Source organism: Micromonospora sp. NPDC050187 (assembly GCF_044459745.1).
GTDB lineage: Bacteria > Actinomycetota > Actinomycetes > Mycobacteriales > Micromonosporaceae > Micromonospora.
In genome coordinates this window covers 361,535-380,214 of record NZ_JBITJH010000002.1, presented here as the reverse complement: position 1 = coordinate 380,214, position 18,680 = coordinate 361,535, and the positions used below count along the sequence as shown (strand labels likewise).

Annotated in this window: 17 protein-coding genes; 9 read left to right on the top strand and 8 right to left on the bottom strand. The window is 73.3% G+C overall.

Annotated elements, in window-relative coordinates; translation table 11 throughout:
* Positions 1-77: 77 nt before the first annotated feature.
* The 5 genes from ACIBJE_RS04910 to ACIBJE_RS04890 form a co-directional block, all read right to left on the bottom strand.
* On the bottom strand, positions 78-1,316 hold the full coding sequence (locus ACIBJE_RS04910) for an ABC transporter substrate-binding protein (RefSeq protein WP_396742925.1): 1,239 nt from the start codon (positions 1,314-1,316) through the stop codon (positions 78-80).
* Between the two features lie 21 nt (positions 1,317-1,337).
* Positions 1,338-2,600 carry a Gfo/Idh/MocA family protein gene (locus ACIBJE_RS04905; protein WP_396742922.1) on the bottom strand — a complete coding sequence of 421 codons (1,263 nt, stop codon included), beginning with the start codon at positions 2,598-2,600 and terminating at the stop codon, positions 1,338-1,340.
* Between the two features lie 29 nt (positions 2,601-2,629).
* Positions 2,630-4,816, bottom strand: a complete 2,187-nt coding sequence (locus tag ACIBJE_RS04900; RefSeq protein WP_396742920.1) for a hypothetical protein — start codon at positions 4,814-4,816, stop codon at positions 2,630-2,632.
* A 38-nt stretch (positions 4,817-4,854) separates the two neighbouring features.
* Entirely contained in the window at positions 4,855-6,903 is a 2,049-nt protein-coding gene (locus tag ACIBJE_RS04895) for a hypothetical protein (RefSeq protein ID WP_396742917.1), read from the bottom strand.
* Positions 6,904-7,229: 326 nt separating this feature from the next.
* A complete protein-coding gene (locus ACIBJE_RS04890; RefSeq protein WP_396742914.1) occupies positions 7,230-8,045 on the bottom strand; it encodes an IclR family transcriptional regulator in 816 nt (271 codons plus the stop codon).
* A gap of 264 nt (positions 8,046-8,309) precedes the next feature.
* Here ACIBJE_RS04890 and ACIBJE_RS04885 point away from each other — a divergent pair, with 264 nt between their 5' ends.
* The 4 genes from ACIBJE_RS04885 to ACIBJE_RS04870 are packed head-to-tail and all read left to right on the top strand — an operon-like array spanning position 8,310 to position 12,602.
* Positions 8,310-9,719, top strand: a complete 1,410-nt coding sequence (locus ACIBJE_RS04885; protein WP_396742911.1) for an aspartate aminotransferase family protein — start codon at positions 8,310-8,312, stop codon at positions 9,717-9,719.
* A complete protein-coding gene (locus tag ACIBJE_RS04880) occupies positions 9,719-10,906 on the top strand; it encodes a mandelate racemase/muconate lactonizing enzyme family protein (RefSeq protein WP_396742908.1) in 1,188 nt (395 codons plus the stop codon). Before ACIBJE_RS04885 ends, ACIBJE_RS04880 begins: the two co-directional genes overlap by 1 nt.
* Positions 10,903-11,745 (top strand): amidohydrolase family protein, encoded by an 843-nt coding sequence (locus ACIBJE_RS04875; protein WP_396742905.1) that lies wholly within the window; start codon positions 10,903-10,905, stop codon positions 11,743-11,745. The genes ACIBJE_RS04880 and ACIBJE_RS04875 overlap by 4 nt, the downstream gene beginning before the upstream one ends.
* A complete protein-coding gene (locus ACIBJE_RS04870; RefSeq protein ID WP_396742903.1) occupies positions 11,742-12,602 on the top strand; it encodes an SDR family NAD(P)-dependent oxidoreductase in 861 nt (286 codons plus the stop codon). The genes ACIBJE_RS04875 and ACIBJE_RS04870 overlap by 4 nt, the downstream gene beginning before the upstream one ends.
* An 18-nt stretch (positions 12,603-12,620) precedes the next feature.
* On the opposite strand, the gene ACIBJE_RS04865 is transcribed toward ACIBJE_RS04870, so the two are convergent.
* A complete protein-coding gene (locus ACIBJE_RS04865; protein ID WP_396742900.1) occupies positions 12,621-13,289 on the bottom strand; it encodes a hypothetical protein in 669 nt (222 codons plus the stop codon).
* Between the two features lie 190 nt (positions 13,290-13,479).
* Between ACIBJE_RS04865 and ACIBJE_RS04860 the strand changes: the two genes are divergently transcribed.
* Entirely contained in the window at positions 13,480-14,064 is a 585-nt protein-coding gene (locus ACIBJE_RS04860) for an RBBP9/YdeN family alpha/beta hydrolase (RefSeq protein WP_396742898.1), read from the top strand.
* Between the two features lie 102 nt (positions 14,065-14,166).
* Here the strand turns inward: ACIBJE_RS04860 and crcB are convergent, their stop codons facing one another.
* Both crcB and ACIBJE_RS04850 read right to left on the bottom strand, forming a co-directional pair.
* Complete coding sequence (gene crcB, locus ACIBJE_RS04855) at positions 14,167-14,529, bottom strand: fluoride efflux transporter CrcB (RefSeq protein ID WP_396742895.1); 363 nt, start codon at positions 14,527-14,529, stop codon at positions 14,167-14,169.
* Positions 14,526-14,999, bottom strand: a complete 474-nt coding sequence (locus ACIBJE_RS04850; protein WP_396742892.1) for a fluoride efflux transporter FluC — start codon at positions 14,997-14,999, stop codon at positions 14,526-14,528. The genes crcB and ACIBJE_RS04850 overlap by 4 nt, the downstream gene beginning before the upstream one ends.
* A gap of 204 nt (positions 15,000-15,203) precedes the next feature.
* Between ACIBJE_RS04850 and ACIBJE_RS04845 the strand changes: the two genes are divergently transcribed.
* The 4 genes from ACIBJE_RS04845 (at position 15,204) to ACIBJE_RS04830 (ending at position 18,674) form a co-directional block, all read left to right on the top strand.
* The gene (locus ACIBJE_RS04845; RefSeq protein ID WP_396742889.1) at positions 15,204-15,626 is read left to right on the top strand and encodes a DUF6766 family protein; all 423 of its coding nucleotides are present in this window, start codon (positions 15,204-15,206) and stop codon (positions 15,624-15,626) included.
* Positions 15,627-15,687: 61 nt separating this feature from the next.
* The gene (locus tag ACIBJE_RS04840; RefSeq protein WP_396742886.1) at positions 15,688-16,653 is read left to right on the top strand and encodes a zinc-binding dehydrogenase; all 966 of its coding nucleotides are present in this window, start codon (positions 15,688-15,690) and stop codon (positions 16,651-16,653) included.
* 72 nt (positions 16,654-16,725) lie between these two features.
* Positions 16,726-17,286, top strand: coding sequence for a dienelactone hydrolase family protein (locus ACIBJE_RS04835; RefSeq protein ID WP_396742883.1), 561 nt, complete (start codon positions 16,726-16,728; stop codon positions 17,284-17,286).
* 392 nt (positions 17,287-17,678) lie between these two features.
* Positions 17,679-18,674 (top strand): Gfo/Idh/MocA family protein, encoded by a 996-nt coding sequence (locus ACIBJE_RS04830; RefSeq protein WP_396742880.1) that lies wholly within the window; start codon positions 17,679-17,681, stop codon positions 18,672-18,674.
* Positions 18,675-18,680: the final 6 nt, after the last annotated feature.

Sequence of the window (18,680 nt, the reverse complement as noted above, 5' to 3'; positions counted from 1 at the left end):
TGCGGCACCGACCGTCCGGGCCGGTGTCGTGGGGCCCGCCGCCGGTGACCTCCCGGCGGCGGGCCGTGGTCGACGGGTCAGAGCAGCGCGTCGGCGGCCTTGGCCGCGTCGGCGAGCGCCTGCTCAGGGGTCTTCTTGCCGATCAGCGCGGCCTGGATCTCCGGGGCCAGCACGCCCATCACCTCGCGGCTGGACTCGTGCAGCGTGCCGACGGTGGTGCTGGTCAGGGTCTGCTCCATCGCGCTGCGCACCGGGTCGTCGGCGTAGAGCGGGCCGGCGGACTTCTTCGCCGAGAAGTAGTTGCCCTGCTTGTCGTAGGCGGTGGCCACCGAGGGGCCGGTCACGAACCCGACCCACTCGCCGGCGGCCTTCTTGGCCTTGCTGGCCTTGAGGATCGACAGGCTGCCGACGGTGCCGTACCCGACGCTCTTCGTCTCGGCCAGCGGCGGGAAGATCTTGATGTTCTCCTTGCCCCAGAACTGCTCGACGTCGGCCGGGACGTGCTGCCAGGTGCAGGCGACCTTGTTCTTGGCGACATTGGTCTGCTCGAAGGCCGGGATGCTGGTGATCAGGTCCTTCTGCACGTACCCGCCGTCGACGAGCTGCTTGAGGAAGGTCAGTGCCTTGACGCCCTCCGGCCCGTCGAAGGCCACCGACTTCCCGTCGGCGCTGAACACGTCCCCGCCGGCCTGCCAGAGCAGCGGGTAGAACGACTGGTTCAGGGTGGCGCTCGGGTCGGCGTAGTAGTTGGTGACGTCGAAGCCCTTGGCCTTGAGGGTGGGCGCGAGGGCGAGCAGGTCGGCCCAGGTCTTCGGGTACGCGGTGACCCCGGCTGCGGTGAACACCCTCGCGTTGCACATCAGCGGGTTGCTGCTGGTCAGGAGCGGCGCGCCGAGCATCTTGCCGTCGAGGGTGACGGCGGCGCGGACGTTGTCCAGGTAGTCGGCCTTCGCGTCGTCGGACAGGTGCCCGTCGACCGGCTCGATGACGTTGTGGAACTTGCCGAGCTGGTCCGGGATCAGGTACACCACGTCCGGCCCCTTGCCGCCGGCGATCGCCGTGGTCAGCGACTCCTCCCGCTTGGCCCAGGGGAAGATCTCCACCTTGACGTCGACGTTCGGGTGGTCGGCCTTGAAGGCGGTGACCTGCTGGTCCCAGAAGCCCCGGTGGGTGGCCTCGTCGGGGATCACCGGGTAGATCCACATGGTGACGGACTGCTTCTCGTCGCTCCCGGCGCCGTCCCCGCCGCCGCACGCGGCGACCAGCCCGGTCAGCAGCGCGGCGACCGCGACCGGCGCGAACCTGCGTACTCGCATCTGTCTCGTCCTCTCTGGGGTTCAGTGCGCGGGCACGGTCACGACCGTGCCGGTGTGCCGGGCCGTCTCGGCGGCGAAGACCGCGAGGTGACTGGCGAGCGACTCGTCCAGTCCGGACCGGATGTGGTGGCCGTCGCCGGTGGCCACGGCGCGGACGAAGGCGTCCATCACGCCGCTGTCGCCCCCGCCGTGGTCGTCGGCGGCGGTGGCGCCGCCGACCGTGCCGGCCTCGATCTGCTCGATCCGGTCGGTGCGGAAGTCGTGCACCCGGACCCGCTCGCCGTCGCCGGTGAGCGTGCCGTGGGTGCCGAAGAGCCGGGTCTGCCGGTGGGTCTGTTCGGTGAAGGCGGTGACGGTGAAGGTGGCGGTCAGGCCGCCGGTCAGCTCCATCGCCACCACCTGGTGGTCCACGACGTCGTTGTCGCAGGAGTAGACGCAGCGCCCGTACGGGCCGGTGCGCAGCGCGTCGAGCAGGGCCGGCTCGTCGGTGCCGTCGGTGACCACGCTGACCGGCCAGATCGGCCCGCGTTCGCGCAGCGTCGGCAGGTAGAGCTTCGGCGCCGAGTACGGGCATTCCGGCTCGACCGGGCAGGTCAGGCAGCGGTCGGTGGCCCCGGCCGGTCGCTGGTCGGGGCGGAAGTGCCGCAGGCCCCCGAAGCTGGACACCCGCTCGACCCGCCGGCCGGTGACGTAGCTCAGCCAGTCCAGGTCGTGGCTGGACTTGGCCAGCAGCATCGGGGTGGCCAGGTCCTCCCGCCGCCACGGGCCACGCACGTACGAGTGGGCGAAGTGCCACCAGCCGACCGGTTCCAGGTGCTGCGCGCTGACCACCTCGCCGAGCACGCCGCTGTCCACCACCCGTTTCACCAGGTCCGTGTAGGGGGTGTAGCGCAGCACGTGGCAGACCGCGAAGAGCACCCCGGTGGTGCGGACCGCGTCGACGATCCGCCGGCACTCCTCGGCGGTCGGGGCGAGCGGCTTCTCCACCAGCAGGTGGTGGCCGGCGGCGGCGAACGCGACCGCCGGCTCCACGTGCATCCGGTCCTGGGTGGCGACGATCACCGCGTCGGCGGCCACCCCGGCCGTCCGCAGGTCCCGCCAGTCGGTGAACCCGACGGCGTCCGGGTGCGCGGCGGTGACCAGGGACCGCTGGTGCGCGCGCGGATCGGCGACCGCCACCAGCCGCGCCCGGTCCGGGTGGGCGGCCACCCAGCGGGCGTACGTCTGGCCCCGGTTCCCGGCACCCACCAGCGCCACGGTCACCGGCCGGTCCTGCTGCGGCACGTCGCTCCTCCTCGCTCCGGGTCGGCTGGTCAGACGGTCAGGTTGCCGGCGTCGCGGATCCGCGGCCCGGCGGCGGGCAGCGTCCGGTCGACGTCCTCCTCGACGCAGCCGGTGTGGTGCAGGTGGGAACCCTCACCGAAGCCGGCGTCGGTCAGCCGCAGCCGCCCGCCGCTGAACTGCGTGCCGACCGCCGAGTACCGGTTCCGCCCGGACTCGACCACCACGTGCGCGGTGTCCGCGTCGGCGGCCACGCTGAGGTATCCGCCCAGCTCCCAGCGCACCGTACCGGTGGTCGCACCCCGGCTGAGCAGCGCCTTCGCCGCGTTGGTGCCGCGCAGCACCGCCCCACCGCCGACGGTGAGTCGCTGGTCGGCGGCGCCGGCCAGCCTGATCCCGGTGTCGGTCAGCGTGCCGCCGGAGACCCGTACCTCGGCGGCCTTCACCACGACCGGGGCGGCCCCGGCCGCGCCGGTCAGGGTCACGTCGGTCAGGTGCAGCGCCCCGGTGCCGTCGAAGGTGTGCCCGTCCAGCCCGGTGATCGTGGTCCGCACCAGGTGCACGGGCACGGTGACGTTCGCCTGCACCACCGGGGTGGCTCGGGCGGCGAGCCGGAACGCGCAGCCCTCGATGATGTTGGGCCGCCCGGACCGGTTGGACGCCTGCGAGACGATCAGCGTGTCGTCGGCGGAACAGCCCCGCATCTGGATCCCGTCGGCGTTGACCCAGATCATGCCGGAGCCGGCCAGGCCGTCCTTGCGGATCACCTGGACGTCCTCCAGGGTCAGGTCGGTGACCTTGACCCGAGCCACGAACCAGGAGCAGACGTGCTTGCGGACGGTGATCCGTTTGGCCGCCGAGCCCCAGGCCGCGCCGGAGTTGGCGAAGGTCATCAGCCCGGAGTTGCCGGTGTAGACCAGGTCGTGCTCGTACTGCCCGTGGGTGACGAAGGGGCCCTGGTCGTCGCCGTCGCCGTGGCAGTTCGTCACGTAGCAGTACGCCGAGGCGGTCCAGTCGTTGAGGTGCCGGGCGTTGGAGGTGCGGCAGTCCTCGACGTGCCCGTAGAGGCAGTAGATCTGCTGGGTGAGGTAGCCGGCGCCGCCCCAGGTGACCGACGTGGGGTTGGTCAGGGTGCAGCGGGCGGTGTGGAAGTACGTCGACCAGCGCCGCATGATCACCGGCCAGAAGGAGCCGGTGGCGTCGATGTCGCTGGCGTCGCAGTGCACCGCGTACTCGTAGGCCAGCGGGTGCGAGCCGGTGTACTGGTCGCCGCCGTTGCCGGTGAAGACCAGGTTGCGCACGTGCACCCGGCTGACCGGTTCGACCCGGGTCCAGGTCAGGGTCCGGCCGGCGGCCAGTTCCCAGCCGTTCTTGTAGTTGATCCGGATGTGCGTGCCGTCGACGATCTGGGTGACCTGGACGAGTTTCTGGAGTTCCTTCTCCCAGCGGCCGGCGAGCTGGTTGACCTCGACGGCGTACCACTGCCCGACGGCGAAGGCCGACGAGTCGCCGACCTGGAAGGAGTCCCAGCCCTCCCGGACCACCTCGGTCAGCTTGTGGGTGTGCACCTGGTCGGTGACGGTGCCCCGGAAGAAGAGCACCGCGGCGAACGGGTCGTCCTGCCCGGCGTTCTCGATGCCCTTGGTGGACATGGTGTGCCCGCCGAAGTCGAGCACCAGGTCACTGCGGGTGAACCGGTGCCGCTTGACGAAGTGCAGGTCGGAGTGGGCCTCGATGCGGTGCACGGTCGGGTCGTTCACCATGGCGTCGAGAGCGGCGTCGGCCGGGGTCCGCGCGTCGAAGATCCCGAAGTGCCGGAACTCGACGACCCCGTCGTGCACCTGGAGCCACCGGCCGGCGCCGGGCCGGTCGCCGTACGGGCTGAGCACGGTGCCGCCGTTGCCGGCCGTGGTGCTGCTGGCGGACCAGCGGACCAGGCGGGCCCCGCCGTCCCCGGCGGCGTGGTGGCCGTCGACGTGCACCAGCTGGCCGTCGTCGATCCGCGTCGGGTCCAGGCCGAGCAGGGCGGCGACGGTGGGGACGTGGAACACCGCGTCGCGGCCCGGGCTCAGCGGGGCCGCCCCGGAGCCCGACTCGGTGGGGGCGGCGGAGGCCGCCGGGGTGGGGGAGAGGGCCAGCGTGGTGCCGGCGAGCGCGAGACCACCGAGGCCGGAGGCGCGCAGCAGGGTCCGGCGGGTGGTCGGTTCGGAGCGTTCCATGGGGGTGTCTTCTCCTACGGGCGGGGGAGCCGGGGCGGTCAGCGGACGAGGTTGTCGCCGGTGGCGACGCGGGTGGAGTCGGCGGGCAACTCCCGGTCGACCCCCTCCTCGACGCACCTGGTGTGCAGCAGCGTCGACGGCGCGCCGAAGCCCGCCGGGGTGAGGACCAGGCGTCCGCCGGTGAACCGGGAGCCGACCGCCCGGTACCGGTTGACGCCGGTGTCGAGACGGACGTGCGCGGTCCGCGCGTCCGCCGCGGTGCTGTGGTAGTCGCCCAGTTCGACGCGGACCTGCCCGGGGCCGGCGGCCCGGCCGAGCAACGCGCCCCGGGAGTTCGTGCCGGTGACCACGGCACCGCCGTCGAGCACCAGGCGCTGGTCGCGGAGGGCGGTGAGTTCGATGCCGGTGTCGGTCAGCGTGCCGCCGGTCACCACCACCTCGGCCGCGCCGACGCTCAACGGGGCCGCGGTCGGGCTGCCGGTCAGCGTGCAGTCGGTGAGGTGCACCGGCCCGGAGCCGCGCAGGATCGCGCCGTCGAGTCCCCGGAAGGTGGTCCGGACGAAGTGCACCGGGTTGCTCACCGGGGTCTGCACGACCACCGTGCCGGCGGGCTGGTCGAAGTCGCAGTCGGCGATGATGTTGGGTCGGCGGGAGCGGGTGGACCGTTGGGCGATGCTCAGGGTCCGCGCCGAGCAGCCGCGCATCTGGATGCCGTCGGCGTTGACCTGGAGGGTGCCGGCCGGATCGAAGGTCGACCGGGCGATCACCCGGACGTCCTCCAGCGTGAGGTCGGTGATCTTCGTGCCGGCGACGAACCAGGAGCAGACGTGCCGGCGGACGGTGATCCGCTTGGCGCTGATGCCCCACTGTCCACCGCTGTTGGCGATGTCCATCAGTCCGGAGCAGCCGGTGAAGACGAGGTCGTGCTCGTACTGGCCGTGGGTGGTGAAGGGGTTGCCTCCGGCGTCGTCGCCGTCGCCGTGGCAGTTCTCCACCAGGCAGTACGCCGAGGCGGTCAGGTCGTTCAGGTGCCGGGCGTTGGAGCTGCGGCAGTCCACGACGTGCCCGTAGAGGCAGTAGATCTGCTGGGTGAGGTAGCCCGCGCCGCCGTACATGACGGTCGGGGGGTTCTTCAGGGTGCAGTTCGCGGTGGTGAAGTGGGTGCACCAGCGTCGCATGATCACCGGCCACCAGGTGCCGGTGGCGTCGATGCCGGAGACGTCGCAGCGCACCGCGTACTCGTAGGCGACCGGGTGGGAGCCGCTGTACTCCCGGTCGTCCGGTCCGGAACCGGGGTACTCGCCGGTGAACGCGACATGGCCGAGGAAGACCATGTTGCGGACGTGCGCCCGCCGCACCGGCTCGACCCGCCGCCAGGTGATCGTCCGCCCCGGGGCCAGCTCCCAGCCGTTGAGGTAGTTCACCCGGACGTGCCGGCCGTCGACGATCTGGGTGACCTGCACCATCTTCTGGAGTTCGCGCTCGTCGGCGCCGGTGAGCGCGTTGCTGGTGACGGTCCACCACTGCCCGACGGCGAACCGGCCGGAGTCCGGCACCTCGAAGACGTCGGAGAGTTCCGGCACCGTCTCGGTGAGGGTGTGGGTGACGACCGTGTCGGTGACCCGGCCCCGGAAGTAGAGCACCGCGCCGAACGGGTTGTCGTGGGTGTTGCGCTCGATGCCGTCGGTGTGCACGGTGCGCCCGCCGAAGTCCAGCTCGATGTCGCTGCGGCCGAAGGTGTGCCGCTTGACGAAGCGCAGGTCGGTGTGGGCCTCGACGCGGTGGATCGCCGGGTCGGTGACCATCGCGTCCAGCGCGGCGTCGGCGGGTGTGTCCCGGCCGAGGACGCCGAACATCCGGAAGTCGCCGACGCCGTCGTGCACGGCCAGCCAGCGGCCGGCGTGCCGACGGTACGGGTCGTGCACGGTGCCGCCGTTGCCGGCGGCGGTGCTCGTCGGCGACCAGCGCAGCAGGGTGCCGCCCCCGTCGCCGGGGGTGTGGTAGCCGGCGACCCGGACCAGGGTCCGGGCGGTCAGGTCGGCGGGGGTGAGCCGGCGCAGGTCGGCGATGGTGTCGACCTGGAGCACGGGTGGGCGGGCTAGAAGGGACGAACCGGGTTGACCCATGGAGAGCCTCAACCTTCGCGGTCCAGCGGACGGCGGCGTCGCTGCCGTCCGACGGTGCGGGGCGCCCGTCCGGCACGGGGGAGCGCCGGAGGGCGGAGGGGGAAGGTCGGGCAAACGCGCGAGGCGCGCAGGCGGCGGAGCTGCTGACCGTACGGCCCGGCGCCGGGGCTGCGGCGCGGCGGGCGTCAGCATGTTCGCCCGAGAGTGGTCGTGACCTGGGTCCCGACCCGTCACGACCCGCAGGTCGTGACGTTGGCGGTGACGTTAAACAGCTGGTGAACCAGGTGTCAAGAGGTGAGCGGTGGGCTGGCGTAGCCCAGGCGGGCGGAGATGTCCTCGGCGGCCTGCCGGACCTGCCGCCCCAACTCCTGGTAGCGCCAGCTGGGCAGACCGAGCTTGAGTCCGGTGACGCTGATCGCCCCGGAGCAGGCCCCGGTGTGGTCGCGCAGCGCGCTGCCGATGCAGAACACGCCCTCGGCGTCCTCCTCGTCGTCGAGCGCGTAGCCGGCCTGCCGGACGTCGTCGAGGTGGGCCAGGAGGGAGTCCAGGTCGACGATGGTGTGGTCGGTCCGCCGGGGCAGGCCGACCCGGTCGATCAGCTCGCGGACCTGCGGCGGGGACATCTCGGCCAGCAGCGCCTTCCCGAGTCCGGTGCAGTGCGGCAGCTCCCGGGTGCCCATCCGCAGTTCGAACTGGATCCGTTCGCCGTTGCTGACCTGGTCGATGACGACCGCGTGCTCCCCCTCGGGCACGGCCAGTCGGGAGCTGAGCCCGGTCTGCCGGGTCAGGGCGGCGAGCACCGGGCGGGCGATGTCGCGGAGCGAGAGCTGCTCCTGCGCGCGGACCCCGAGCCGGGCCAGCGCCATGCCGAGCCGGTAGCGCCGGTTCAGCCCCTCGCCGTCGTCCGCGGCCAGCCCGTGCTGGCAGAGGGTGTGCAGGGTGGCGAAGGCGGCGCTCTTGGACAGTCCGCAGGCCCGCGCGACGTCGGTGACGCTCAATCCGTGCCCGGGCGTGGCGGCGGCGAGCGCCTCCAGCACCTCGGCCGCCCGGCTGACACTGCGCACCAGGTAGCGGGAGCCGTCCGTTTCTTCGGTGACGGTCATGGTCCTCTCTTCGGTCAGCGGATCGGAGGGTGTTCGGCCAGTACGGCAGCCAGTGTTCGTCAAGGCCGAACAGCGTAACAAAGTTGTCCCGGAAATCTGGGCCCACCCAGTTGACCATGGGGAATCGCCGTGCCTAGTATGCCGAACAGCGTTTGGTAATGCCGAACACTGTTCTGAGAATTCGACAAGTTCCTCTCGCGGCGGACAACACCGCGGTGTCGTGACCGGGCTGGGTCACGACACCGCACCGATGAGGAGACAGGTGTGAATCCACGATCGGCCCCGTCCGGTACCTCGCTCGCCGAGCGGGCCCGCCGGGTCATTCCCGGGGGCGTCAACAGCGGTCAGCGCAGCATCCCCGGCCTCACCGACCTGGTGATCACCCGGGCCGCCGGTGCGCGCTTCTGGGGCGCGGACGGGCGCGCATACACCGACTACCACGCGGCCTTCGGCCCACCCCTGCTCGGACACAACGACCCCGACGTCAACGCCGCAGTGGCGGAGGCCGGACAGCGGCTCGACCTGTGCGGCGTGGCCGTCACCGAGGGCGAGGTGCAGCTCGCCGAGGCGCTGGCCGACCTGGTCCCCAGCATCGAGCGGGTCCTGCTGACCAGCACCGGCAGCGAGGCCACCTTCCACGCGCTGCGGGTGGCCCGGGCCGCCACCGGCCGTCGCCTGGTGGTCAAGTTCCAGGGCTGCTACCACGGCTGGCACGACTCGGTCAGCCTGAACGTCATCTCGGCACCGGACCGGGTGGGCCGGCCCGACCCGATCTCCACCGGCATCCTGCCCGAGGTACTCGACGCCACCCTGGTGCTGCGCTTCAACGACGTGGCCGAGGTCCGGGCGGCCTTCGCCGCGCACGGGGCGGACATCGCCGCCGTGATCGTCGAACCGGTGCCGCACAACGTCGGCTGTCTCCTGCCCGACCAGGAGTTCCTCGTCGCGCTCCGCGAGGAGTGCACCCGTGCCGGCAGCGTGCTGGTCTTCGACGAGGTGATCACCGGCTTCCGGCACGACCTGGGCGGCTGGCAGAAGATCAGCGGCGTCACCCCGGACCTCACCACCCTCGGCAAGGCCATCGCCAACGGCTACCCGCTCGGCGCGCTCGGCGGTCGGGCCGACCTGATGGACCTGTTCAGCACCCGCCCCGGTGCCCCTGCCTTCTTCGCCGGCACCTACAACGGGCACCCCGCCGTGGTGGCCGCCGCGCTGGCCACCCTCGACAAGCTGCGCGCCGAGCCGGTCCACGCGCACGTCTTCCGGCTCGGCGAGCGGATCCGCGCCGGGCTGACCGAGGTCTTCGCCGACCTCGACGTCCCGGCGGTGGTCACCGGTCACGGCTCGGTCTTCGTCAGCTACTTCATGCCCGGCCCGGTTCCGCGTACCTACGACGACCTGCTGCGCAACGATGCGGGCATGTTCATCGGCTACCGACGGCGGATGCCCGAGCACGGCATCTTCGAGTTGCCGCTCAACCTGAAGCGCAACCACGTCTCCTACGCCCACACCGACGCCGACGTCGACCACCTGGTCGAGGCCACCCGGGCGGCGGTCCGCGACACCGTCGCGGCGGGCGGGGTGACCGAACTGGCGGGCACGGCCACCATGGGTGGCGCACAGGCGGGCACGGCCACCACGGGTGGCGCGGTCCCGGCCCGGGGGGTGTCCTGATGCTCACCGTCGACACCACGCGGCCGGTCGGTCCGGCCGGCCGGATCAGCCGGGTGGAGACCCTCACCCTCGGCACCGCCTGGCGGGACTTCTCCTACGTGCGGGTGCACACCGACGCCGGGCTGACGGGGGTCGGCGAGATCACCCACCCGTACCGGGGCCGGGAGACGTGCCAGCTCACCGAGGCGATGGCCGGCCGGCACCTGATCGGCGCCGACCCGTTCGACGTCGAGGAGATCTGGCTGCGGATGTACCAGGGCGACTTCCTGCGCGGCGGGGACGTCGGCGGGATCGTCGTCTCCGGCGTCGACCAGGCCCTGTACGACCTGATGGGCAAGGCGCTCGGGGTGCCGGCGTACCGGCTCACCGGCGGCGCGTGCCGCAGCCGGGTCCGGGTCTACGCCAACGGCTGGTACACCGGCGACCGGGAACCGGCGGCGTTCGCCGAACGGGCCGTCGCCACCGTCGCCAAGGGGTACACCGCGCTCAAGTTCGACCCGTTCGGGGCCGGGCTGGGCGAACTGTCCCGCGCCGAACTGCGCCGGTCGATCGACATCGTGGCCGCCGTCCGGGACGCGGTCGGCCCCGACGTGGACCTCTTCGTCGAGGGACACGCCCGGTTCGCCATGCCCACCGCCGCCCGACTGGTGCGCGAGCTGGCCCCGTTCGACCTCGGGTGGTTCGAGGAGCCGCTGCCCTGGACGCACATCGAGCGCTACGCCGAGCTGCGCGCCCGGGCCACCATGCCGATCTCCGGCGGGGAGCACTTCCACAACCGCTACGAGTACGCCCGGCTGTTCGCCACGAACGCGGTCGACATCATCCAACCGGACCTGTCGATGGCGGGCGGGTTCACCGAGGTCCGCAAGCTCGCCGCCATCGCCGACCAGCACGCCATGCTGGTCGCCCCGCACAACTCCAACTCGCCGCTGTGCACCACCGCGTCGGTGCACGCCGTGCTCGGCATGCCCAACTTCTCGATCCTGGAGACCTTCGACGGGTTGCTGGAGGACCATGTCTTCGAGGCCGTCCGGGGTGTCCTGCCGGTGGTGGACGGGCACGTCGACCTGCCCACCGCCCCCGGCCTCGGCGTCGAACTCGTCGACGAGGTCTTCGCCGAGTACCCGCCGAGCCACGGCTTCTGGAACATGTTCGCCGAGGGCTGGGAGAAGCGGGACCGGCGATGATCGTCGACGTGCACTCGCACCTGTTCGACTGCCCGGAGCACGTCGGCGACCCGTTCGCGGCCGAGGCGTCCCGGGCACACGGCGGCGAGGTCGACCTGACGGTGCGGTGGTCGGAGTACGCGGCCACCGCACCCGCCGGCACCCGCACCGTCGTGGTCGGTGGCAAGGCCCGTCGCTCCGGGCTGTGGGTCGACGACGCGGCGGTGGCGGCGTACGTGGCCGCCCGGCCGGACCGGCTGATCGGCTACCTCGCCCTGGACCCCACCCAGCCCGGCTGGCGTGACGAACTGGAACACGGGCACCGGGACCTCGGCCTGCGCGGCATCAAGCTGATGCCGATGTACGCCGGCTTCGATCCCGCCGACCCGGCCTACGACGACCTGTACGCCTACGCCGAACGGCACGGCCTGCCGCTGCTGGTGCACACCGGCACCACCTTCGTCTCCGCCGCGCCCCTGCGCTACGCGCTGCCGGTGCACCTGGACGAGGTGGCCATCCGCCACCCCGAGCTGCGGATGGTCCTGGCCCACCTCGGTCACCCGTACGAGGGGGAGTGCATCGCGGTGATCCGCAAGCACCGGCACGTCTACGCCGACGTCTCCGCCCTGCACTACCGGCCGTTCCAGCTCTGGCACAGTCTCCGCCTGGTGCAGGACTACGGGGTGTGGTCCAAGCTGCTGTTCGGCAGCGACTACCCGTTCACCACGGTGGACGCCTCGGTCGAGGGGCTGCGCCGGGTGGGCCGGGTGCCCGGCATCCCCGGTCTGGACCCGCTCGACGTCGACCAGATCGAGCAGCTCATCCACCGTCCGTCGCTCGACCTGCTGGGGTTGGCGTGACCGCCGTACCCCCGTCGTTCGACCTCACCGGCCGCCTCGCGATCGTGACCGGGGCGGCCCGGGGACTCGGCGCCGCGTTCGCCGCCGGTCTGGCCGCCGCCGGCGCCGACCTGGTCCTGGTCGACCGGCCCGGGGTGGACCTCGGTCCGGTCGCCGAGCAGGTCACCGGCTTCGGCCGGGCCGCCCACCGGCACCCGTTCGACCTGGCCGACACCGAGGCGATCGGGGGCTGGGTGGACGACCTGCGCGCCACCCACGGCCCGCTGCACATCCTGGTCAACAACGCCGGGGTGGCCCGGCTGGAGCACTTCAACGAGATCACCGTCACCGGCTGGCGGGAGCTGATGCGGGTCAACGTGGACGCCGTCTTCTTCTGCGCCCAGCGGGTCGCCGAACACATGATCGCCGACGGTGTGTCCGGCCGGATCGTCAACATCTCCTCCAAGAACGGGCTGGTCGCCGAGGCCGGGCTGGCCCACTACAACGCCTCCAAGGGCGCGGTGGAGCTGCTCACCCGGTCGCTCGCCGCCGAGCTGGGCCGGTACGGGATCACCGCGAACACCATCGCCCCTGGCATGATCGCCACGCCGATCGACGGGGAGTTCCCGTTCGACCGGGCCGCGTTCGAGGCGGCCTGGGAGCAGCGCATCCCGCTGCGCGGCGGGTACGGGACCCCCGCCGACTGCGTGGGTGCGCTGCTCCTGCTCGCCTCGGACGCCGGCCGGTACGTCACCGGTACCCACCTGGTGGTGGACGGCGGCGTGCTGGCCGACCAGATGCCCCGGCTGCGCTTCATGCCGCCCTACCGCAGCACGCTGCCCCGGGAGGGTTCCCCGGCCGACCGCGACGGGACCTGACGGGGCAGCGCCGGCTGATCAGGTCTGCGGGCGCAGCCACACCCGTAACGGTCCGACCGGGCGGAACCCGAGGGCAACGGCGGGCGGGAGGTCGCCGTCGGTCTCCCAGCCGACCAGCGGCCCGGCGCCGAACCGGGCGCACACCCCGCGCCACACCGCCGCCGGGTCGGTGCCGAACACGTTCGACACGCCGGGCGCCCCGCCGCCCGTGCTGACCACCGCGCCGCCGGTCACCGTGCCCGCCGGGCCGTACGCGGCCAGCACGGTCACCGCCGGGTCGGCCAGCAACGCCGGGTGGCGCAGGGCCGTCCCGCCGTGCGCCTCGGCCCAGGCGGCCAGAGCCGGGGCGGTGGTCACCGGGGTCAGCGGGGGGCCGTCCGGCACCCCGCCCGCCGGCCGGTGGATCCACTGTCCCTCGACGAGCACCCGGAACCCGTACGGTGCCAGGTCGAGAGCGGCGAAGCTGTCCTTGACCGACGCGCCCGGGCCGGCGTCGATCCGGTCGAGCAGCGCGTCGGCCGGCGCCTCGGGCCGGAGGGTCACCGCGTCCGGATACCACGGCGGGGACCGGCGCGGCACCGACCAGGCGTCGGCGTCCCATGTCCCGGTCGTGCCGTGGGCACGGCAGACCACGTCGCACCACGCCGCGTTGTTCCGCGCCGCGGTGACCGCCTCGGCGTGCGCCACCGGGCACCTCCTGTCGTCCCCGGCAATCTCCGGCACGCCGGCACGACCCGCAAGGGATTTCCCGGCCGTCCGGGGGCGGGGAACGCCGGTTGGTCCGGGGCGGTGCGCCCGCGGGTTCCCCGTGGTCGGGGTCGACGTCCGGGCGCGCTCGGGGCGGACGCCGGCCGCCGGGCGGGGCTAGGGTCGACCGGTGACCCGCTTCCTTCTCGTGCCGGGGCGGGGCGTGCCGCGTCCGGGGCACTGGCAGCAACGGTGGGCCGCCGGGCGGCCCGACCACCGGTGGGCGCACCCGCCGTCCGGGCCGCCGTACCGGCTGGACGAGCGGGTGGCCGCGTTGCACGCGGCGGTCACCGCCGACGACGAGCCCGCGGTCCTGATCGCGCACAGCGCCGGCTGTCTCACCACGGTCGTGTGGGCCGCCCGGCACGCCGGGCCGGTTCGGGCGGCGCTGCTGGTAGCTCCGCCGTACGTCGGTCCGGACTGGCTGTCCGAGATGGACGGCACCGCCGTGGCAGCGCGGGAACGACGGCTGCCGTTCCGGTCGGTGCTGGTGGCCAGCCGCACCGATCCCCACGCGACGTGGGACCAGTCCCGCCGGTACGCCGAACGGTGGGGCGCGGAGCTGGTCGACGTGGGCGACGCCGGGCACGTGGACACCGGCAGCGGCTACGGTCCCTGGCCCGAGGGTGAACGCCTGGTCGCCCGGCTCGCCACGGCACCGGAGGCCGGCTCCGACCCCGACCCCGACCCCGGTCGCCCGGCCGACCGGGCGTGACCGTCCGTCAACCCGTCCGCCGTCGACCGGCGGCCCCCGCCGCACACCGCCGCCCTCCCCGTCGACCAGGGACCGTCCGCCGGGTCCGGGGCGCCCGTGGCGTCAACCGGCGACCAGTCGGGCGAGGAGCAGCCCCGCCCACGCCGCGCCGAGCCCGGCGGTCACGTTGAGCAGCACGGTGCCCAGCGCGGCGCCGTGCCGGCGGTCTCGACCCAGGCGCAGCGTCTCGTACGAGAGGGTCGACCAGGTGGTCAGCGCGCCACAGAAGCCGGTGGCCAGCACGGCGGTCACCGCCGGGTCGACCGGCATCGCGAGGACCACGCCGAGCAGCAGCGAACCGGCCACGTTCACCGCGAGCGTCCCCCACGGCAGCGCCGACCCGAACCGGGCTCGCAGCGCCCAGTCGGCCAGGTAGCGCAGCGGGGCGCCGACGGCCGCGCCGAGCGCGATCAGCAGCGCGGTCACCGCGCCGACCCGCCCGCCCGCGTCCGGTCCAGCAGCCAGCCGGTCGCCGCGTCGCCGAGCCAGACCGCGCCGAGCGCGGCGAGCACCGTCGTGCCGAGGTAGGCGAGCGCGGTCCCCGGCGCGCCGGCCCGGAGGGCCTGCTGCACGTCGAGCACGTACGTGGAGAAGGTGGTGAACCCGCCCAGCACCCCGACCCCGAGGAACGGACGCAGCAGCGGCCGGTCCGTCCAGACCCGGGTGAGCAGCACCATCAGCACGCCGATCAGCAGGCAACCGACCACGTTCACGGCGAACGTCGACCAGGGGAACGCGGTGGGTCGGTAGGGGAACGCGGCGAGCGTCCCGGCCCGGGCCAGCGCGCCGACCACACCCCCCGCGGCGACCACCGCGAGCATCGTCGCCAGCGGTGTCGGCCGGGCGGCGGGGAAGCCCGGCCCGCCGTCGGGTCCGGGGCGGGGACTGTCGGACACCGCTCCTCCACCGGTACGTCGATCGGGGCACCGCGTCGGCACGTCGGGCGGAGCCGGCGGGGCGGCGACGCCGGACGCCAGCCTAGCGGGACGTGGCGCGTCACCCCACCGCCCGCCGACCGCATCCGCAATGTCGGTTTCAGCCAGGTTGGTCGGGGGCAATTCGGGTCCCGACAGCGTCGTCCACCGGAGGGGGGAGACATGATGGGGGAGAGCACGGTACCGACCACGGGCCGGTCGGCTCCGCCGGTCCGTACGGGTGGGAGCCGCCGGGACGGCCCGCCCTTCCGAAAGCCGCGCTGGCCCCGGGCGTACGCCTTCGCCCTGGTCACCGGCGCGCTCTTCGTCTTCTCCTGGATCGGCCAGTTCCTCTTCCAGATGACCGTGGCCGGCAACGAGGCCCGGCAGCACGGGGAGTCGTTCGCCTGGGGGGATTTCCTGCCCCAGTTCCTGGCCAGCACGTTCGAGAACTGGCAGAGCGAGTTCCTCCAGTTGATCTGGCAGGCGGCCGGGTTGGCCCTCTTCTACTACTGGGGCTCCTCCCAGTCACGGGAGTCCGACGAACGGATCGAGGCCAAGCTGGACGCGCTGCTGCGTGAGCGCGGCCTCGACCCGGACCGCCCTTGACCTCAACCCCGCTTCACGTCGGAGGCTGGTCGGCGTCGACGACGGAACGGGGAGGGGCGACATGCGGGTGGTCGAGGTGTCCAGGTTCGGTGGGCCGGAGGTGATCACCCTGATCGAGGTGCCCGACCCGGTGCCCGGACCGGGCGAGGTCGTGGTCGACGTGGCCGTGGCGGACGTGCTCTGGGTGGAGACGATGATCCGCAGCGGTCACGGCGGTCGCTACTTCCCCGTCCAGCCGCCGTACCGGGCGGGCGTCGGGGTGGCGGGCACCGTGGCGACGGTCGGGCCGGGCGCCGACCCCGCCTGGGCCGGCCGGCGGGTGGTCGCCCGCACCGGCGAGCGCGGCGGGTACGCCGAGCGTGTCGCGGTCCCGACCGACGGCCTCGTCCCGGTGCCGGAGCCGGTGGGCCTGCGGGACGCGGCGGCGCTGCTGCACGACGGCACCACCGCGTTCGGGGTGCTGGACCTGATCCCACCCCGCCCCGGCGACCGGGTGCTCGTCACCGCCGCCGGTGGCGGCCTCGGCGCGCTGCTCGTGCAGTGCGCCCACGCCGCCGGGGCGCGGGTGGTCGCCGCCGCGCGGGGCGCGGCGAAGCTCGACCGGATCCGGCGGCTCGGCGCCGACCACGTCGTCGACTACTCCGCGCCGGACTGGACCGACCGGGTGCGGGCGGTCACCCGTGGCCTCGACGTGGTGTTCGACGGGGCCGGCGGCGCGTACGGCCGGGCCGCCTTCGACCTGCTGGAACCGGGCGGTCGCTACTCCGCCCACGGCACCCCCGCCGGGGCGTTCGCGGTGCCCGATCCGCAGCGGGCGGCGGCCCGGGGCATCACGGTGATCGGCATCGACGACATCCGCTTCCCGCCGGAGGTGGCCCGGCGACACCTGGTGCGGGCCCTCGACGCGGCCGCCGCCGGGCGGCTCGCCCCGCTGGTCGGGCAGACCTTCCCGCTGGCGCGTGCCGCCGACGCGCACCGGGCGATCGAGGCTCGGACCACGACCGGCAAGACGCTGCTGACGATCTGAGCCGGTCGGCAACGTCGGCGCGTCGCGCCCGGCCGTCGGCCTGACCGCCGGACCACGGGGCACGATGGACCGATGCGGGACATCGTGCTCTTCCACTCGGTGTACGGCCTCCGCCCGGCGGTCCTGGCCGCCGCCGACCGGCTCCGCGCCGCCGGGCACCGGGTCGTCACCCCCGACCTGTACGGGGTGCCCGCCGTCGCGTCCATCGAGGAGGGCTTCGCGCTGTTCGGCCGGATCGGCACCGAGACCGTCCTGGCGCGGGCCCGGGCCGCCGTGGCGGACCTGCCGGCCGACACGGTGCTGGCCGGGCTCTCCATGGGCGCCGGGGTGGCGGGCGCCCTGCTGGCCGACCGGCCCGCCAGCGCCGGGCTGCTGCTCCTGCACGGCACCGGCGGCGCGCCCGAGGCGGTCCGCGCCGGTCTGCCCGTGCACCTGCACATCGCCGACCCCGACCCGTACGACCCGCCCGCCGAGGTGGACGCCTGGCGGCGGGCGATGGACGCGGCCGGCGCCGGGGTCGAGGTGTACCGCTACCCGGGCACCGACCACTTCTTCACCGATCCCGACCTGCCCGGTTACTCACCGGTCGACGCCGACCACCTCTGGGACCGGGTGCACACCTTCCTCGGCTAGGTTCGTCCCCGCGCCCTTTGCTCTGCACCCCTGCCCGCGCCAGGCACTCTGCGTGAGCGGTGGCTCCTCGCGCCGAAGCTCGTCGACGACCCACGACCCCTGCTCGACGGCGGTGTCGCGTATCCGGATGCAGAGCAAAGGGAAACTCCGGGGACGGTGCCGTCCGTCGGACGGTCACCCATCGTGAGAACCCGTCCCCACCACCTCTCTGTGCCTTCCCGCGCCATCGATAGCCCACCGTGTCGTGGGTCCACGCGCGGCCCTTTGGGCCGCGAGATGGCCGCTGAGCAGGCGAATCTCGGGTCTTGCCAGGTGCGGTGATCAGGTGTACAACTATGCGAGCTAGGTACATACCTAGCTTCACATTGGTGCGCAACTATGGGAGGCCTGGCGTGGACCGCCTCAGGATCGGTGTGGTCGGAATCGGTGTCCAGGGCCAGCTGCACGCCCGCGCGCTGCGCGAGATGCGGCAGGTCGAGCTGGTCGCCGTCGCCGATCCGGCACCCCGCAACCGCGACTGGGCCGTGGACACCCTCGGGGTCCGGGCCGTCCCGGACATCACGGACCTGCTCGACGAGGTCGACGCGGTGAGCATCTGCACCCCCGACCACCTGCACGAGGACGCGACGCTCGCCGCGCTCGCCGCCGGCCGGCGGGTGCTGCTGGAGAAGCCGATGGCCCTCTCCACCGCCAGTTGCGACCGGATCCTCGCCGGCCGGCCCGACCCCGACGCCCTGACGATCGGCCACATCCTGCGCTTCGACCCCCGCGTGACCCGGCTGCGCGAGATCGTGCGCTCCGGCGAACTCGGCGAGATCTGGCACGTCAAGGTCTGGCGCTGCACCTCCCAGGCGGTCGGCGCGGGCATCTGGGACCGCACCTCGGTGGCCTGGTTCCTCGGCATCCACGACGCCGACCTGCTGCGGTTCGTCACCGGACGCGAGGTCGAGGTCACCGGGGCGGTCGGCCGCAAGGTCCTCTCGCCCAGCCACGACGTCGTGCACGCCACCGTCCGCTTCGACGACGGCGCGATCGGCACCATGGAGAACACCTGGACCCTGCCGCACTCCCGACCCTCCCGGGCCGACGCGGGACTGCGGATCGTCGGCGAGCACGGCCTGCTGGAGATGGACCTCTCCCACAACGACCTGCTCTACGCCCAGCGTCAGGGCCCGGCCAACTACCTGGACACGTACTTCTGGCCCAGCCGCGGTCCCGGCGGCGCGTACAACCTGCGCACCCAGCTGGAGGCGTTCGCGGACGCCGCGCTGACCGGCGGACCCACCCCGGTCAGCGGCGAGGAAGGCCGGGCCGCCGTCGCGATCGTCGAGGGCATCGAGGCGGCCCTGGCCGCCGACCCGGCGTCGACACCACCAACCGCCGGCTGAGGCCCG

Bases quoted from the DNA above. Each gene is read 5' to 3' on its own strand.
- ACIBJE_RS04910 (WP_396742925.1), bottom strand. From the start codon at position 1,316: ATGCGAGTACGCAGGTTCGCGCCGGTCGCGGTCGCCGCGCTGCTGACC.
- ACIBJE_RS04900 (WP_396742920.1), bottom strand. From the start codon at position 4,816: ATGGAACGCTCCGAACCGACCACCCGCCGGACCCTGCTGCGCGCCTCC.
- ACIBJE_RS04890 (WP_396742914.1), bottom strand. From the start codon at position 8,045: ATGACCGTCACCGAAGAAACGGACGGCTCCCGCTACCTGGTGCGCAGT.
- ACIBJE_RS04880 (WP_396742908.1), top strand. From the start codon at position 9,719: ATGCTCACCGTCGACACCACGCGGCCGGTCGGTCCGGCCGGCCGGATC.
- ACIBJE_RS04875 (WP_396742905.1), top strand. From the start codon at position 10,903: ATGATCGTCGACGTGCACTCGCACCTGTTCGACTGCCCGGAGCACGTC.
- ACIBJE_RS04845 (WP_396742889.1), top strand. From the start codon at position 15,204: ATGGGGGAGAGCACGGTACCGACCACGGGCCGGTCGGCTCCGCCGGTC.
- ACIBJE_RS04840 (WP_396742886.1), top strand. From the start codon at position 15,688: ATGCGGGTGGTCGAGGTGTCCAGGTTCGGTGGGCCGGAGGTGATCACC.
- ACIBJE_RS04835 (WP_396742883.1), top strand. From the start codon at position 16,726: ATGCGGGACATCGTGCTCTTCCACTCGGTGTACGGCCTCCGCCCGGCG.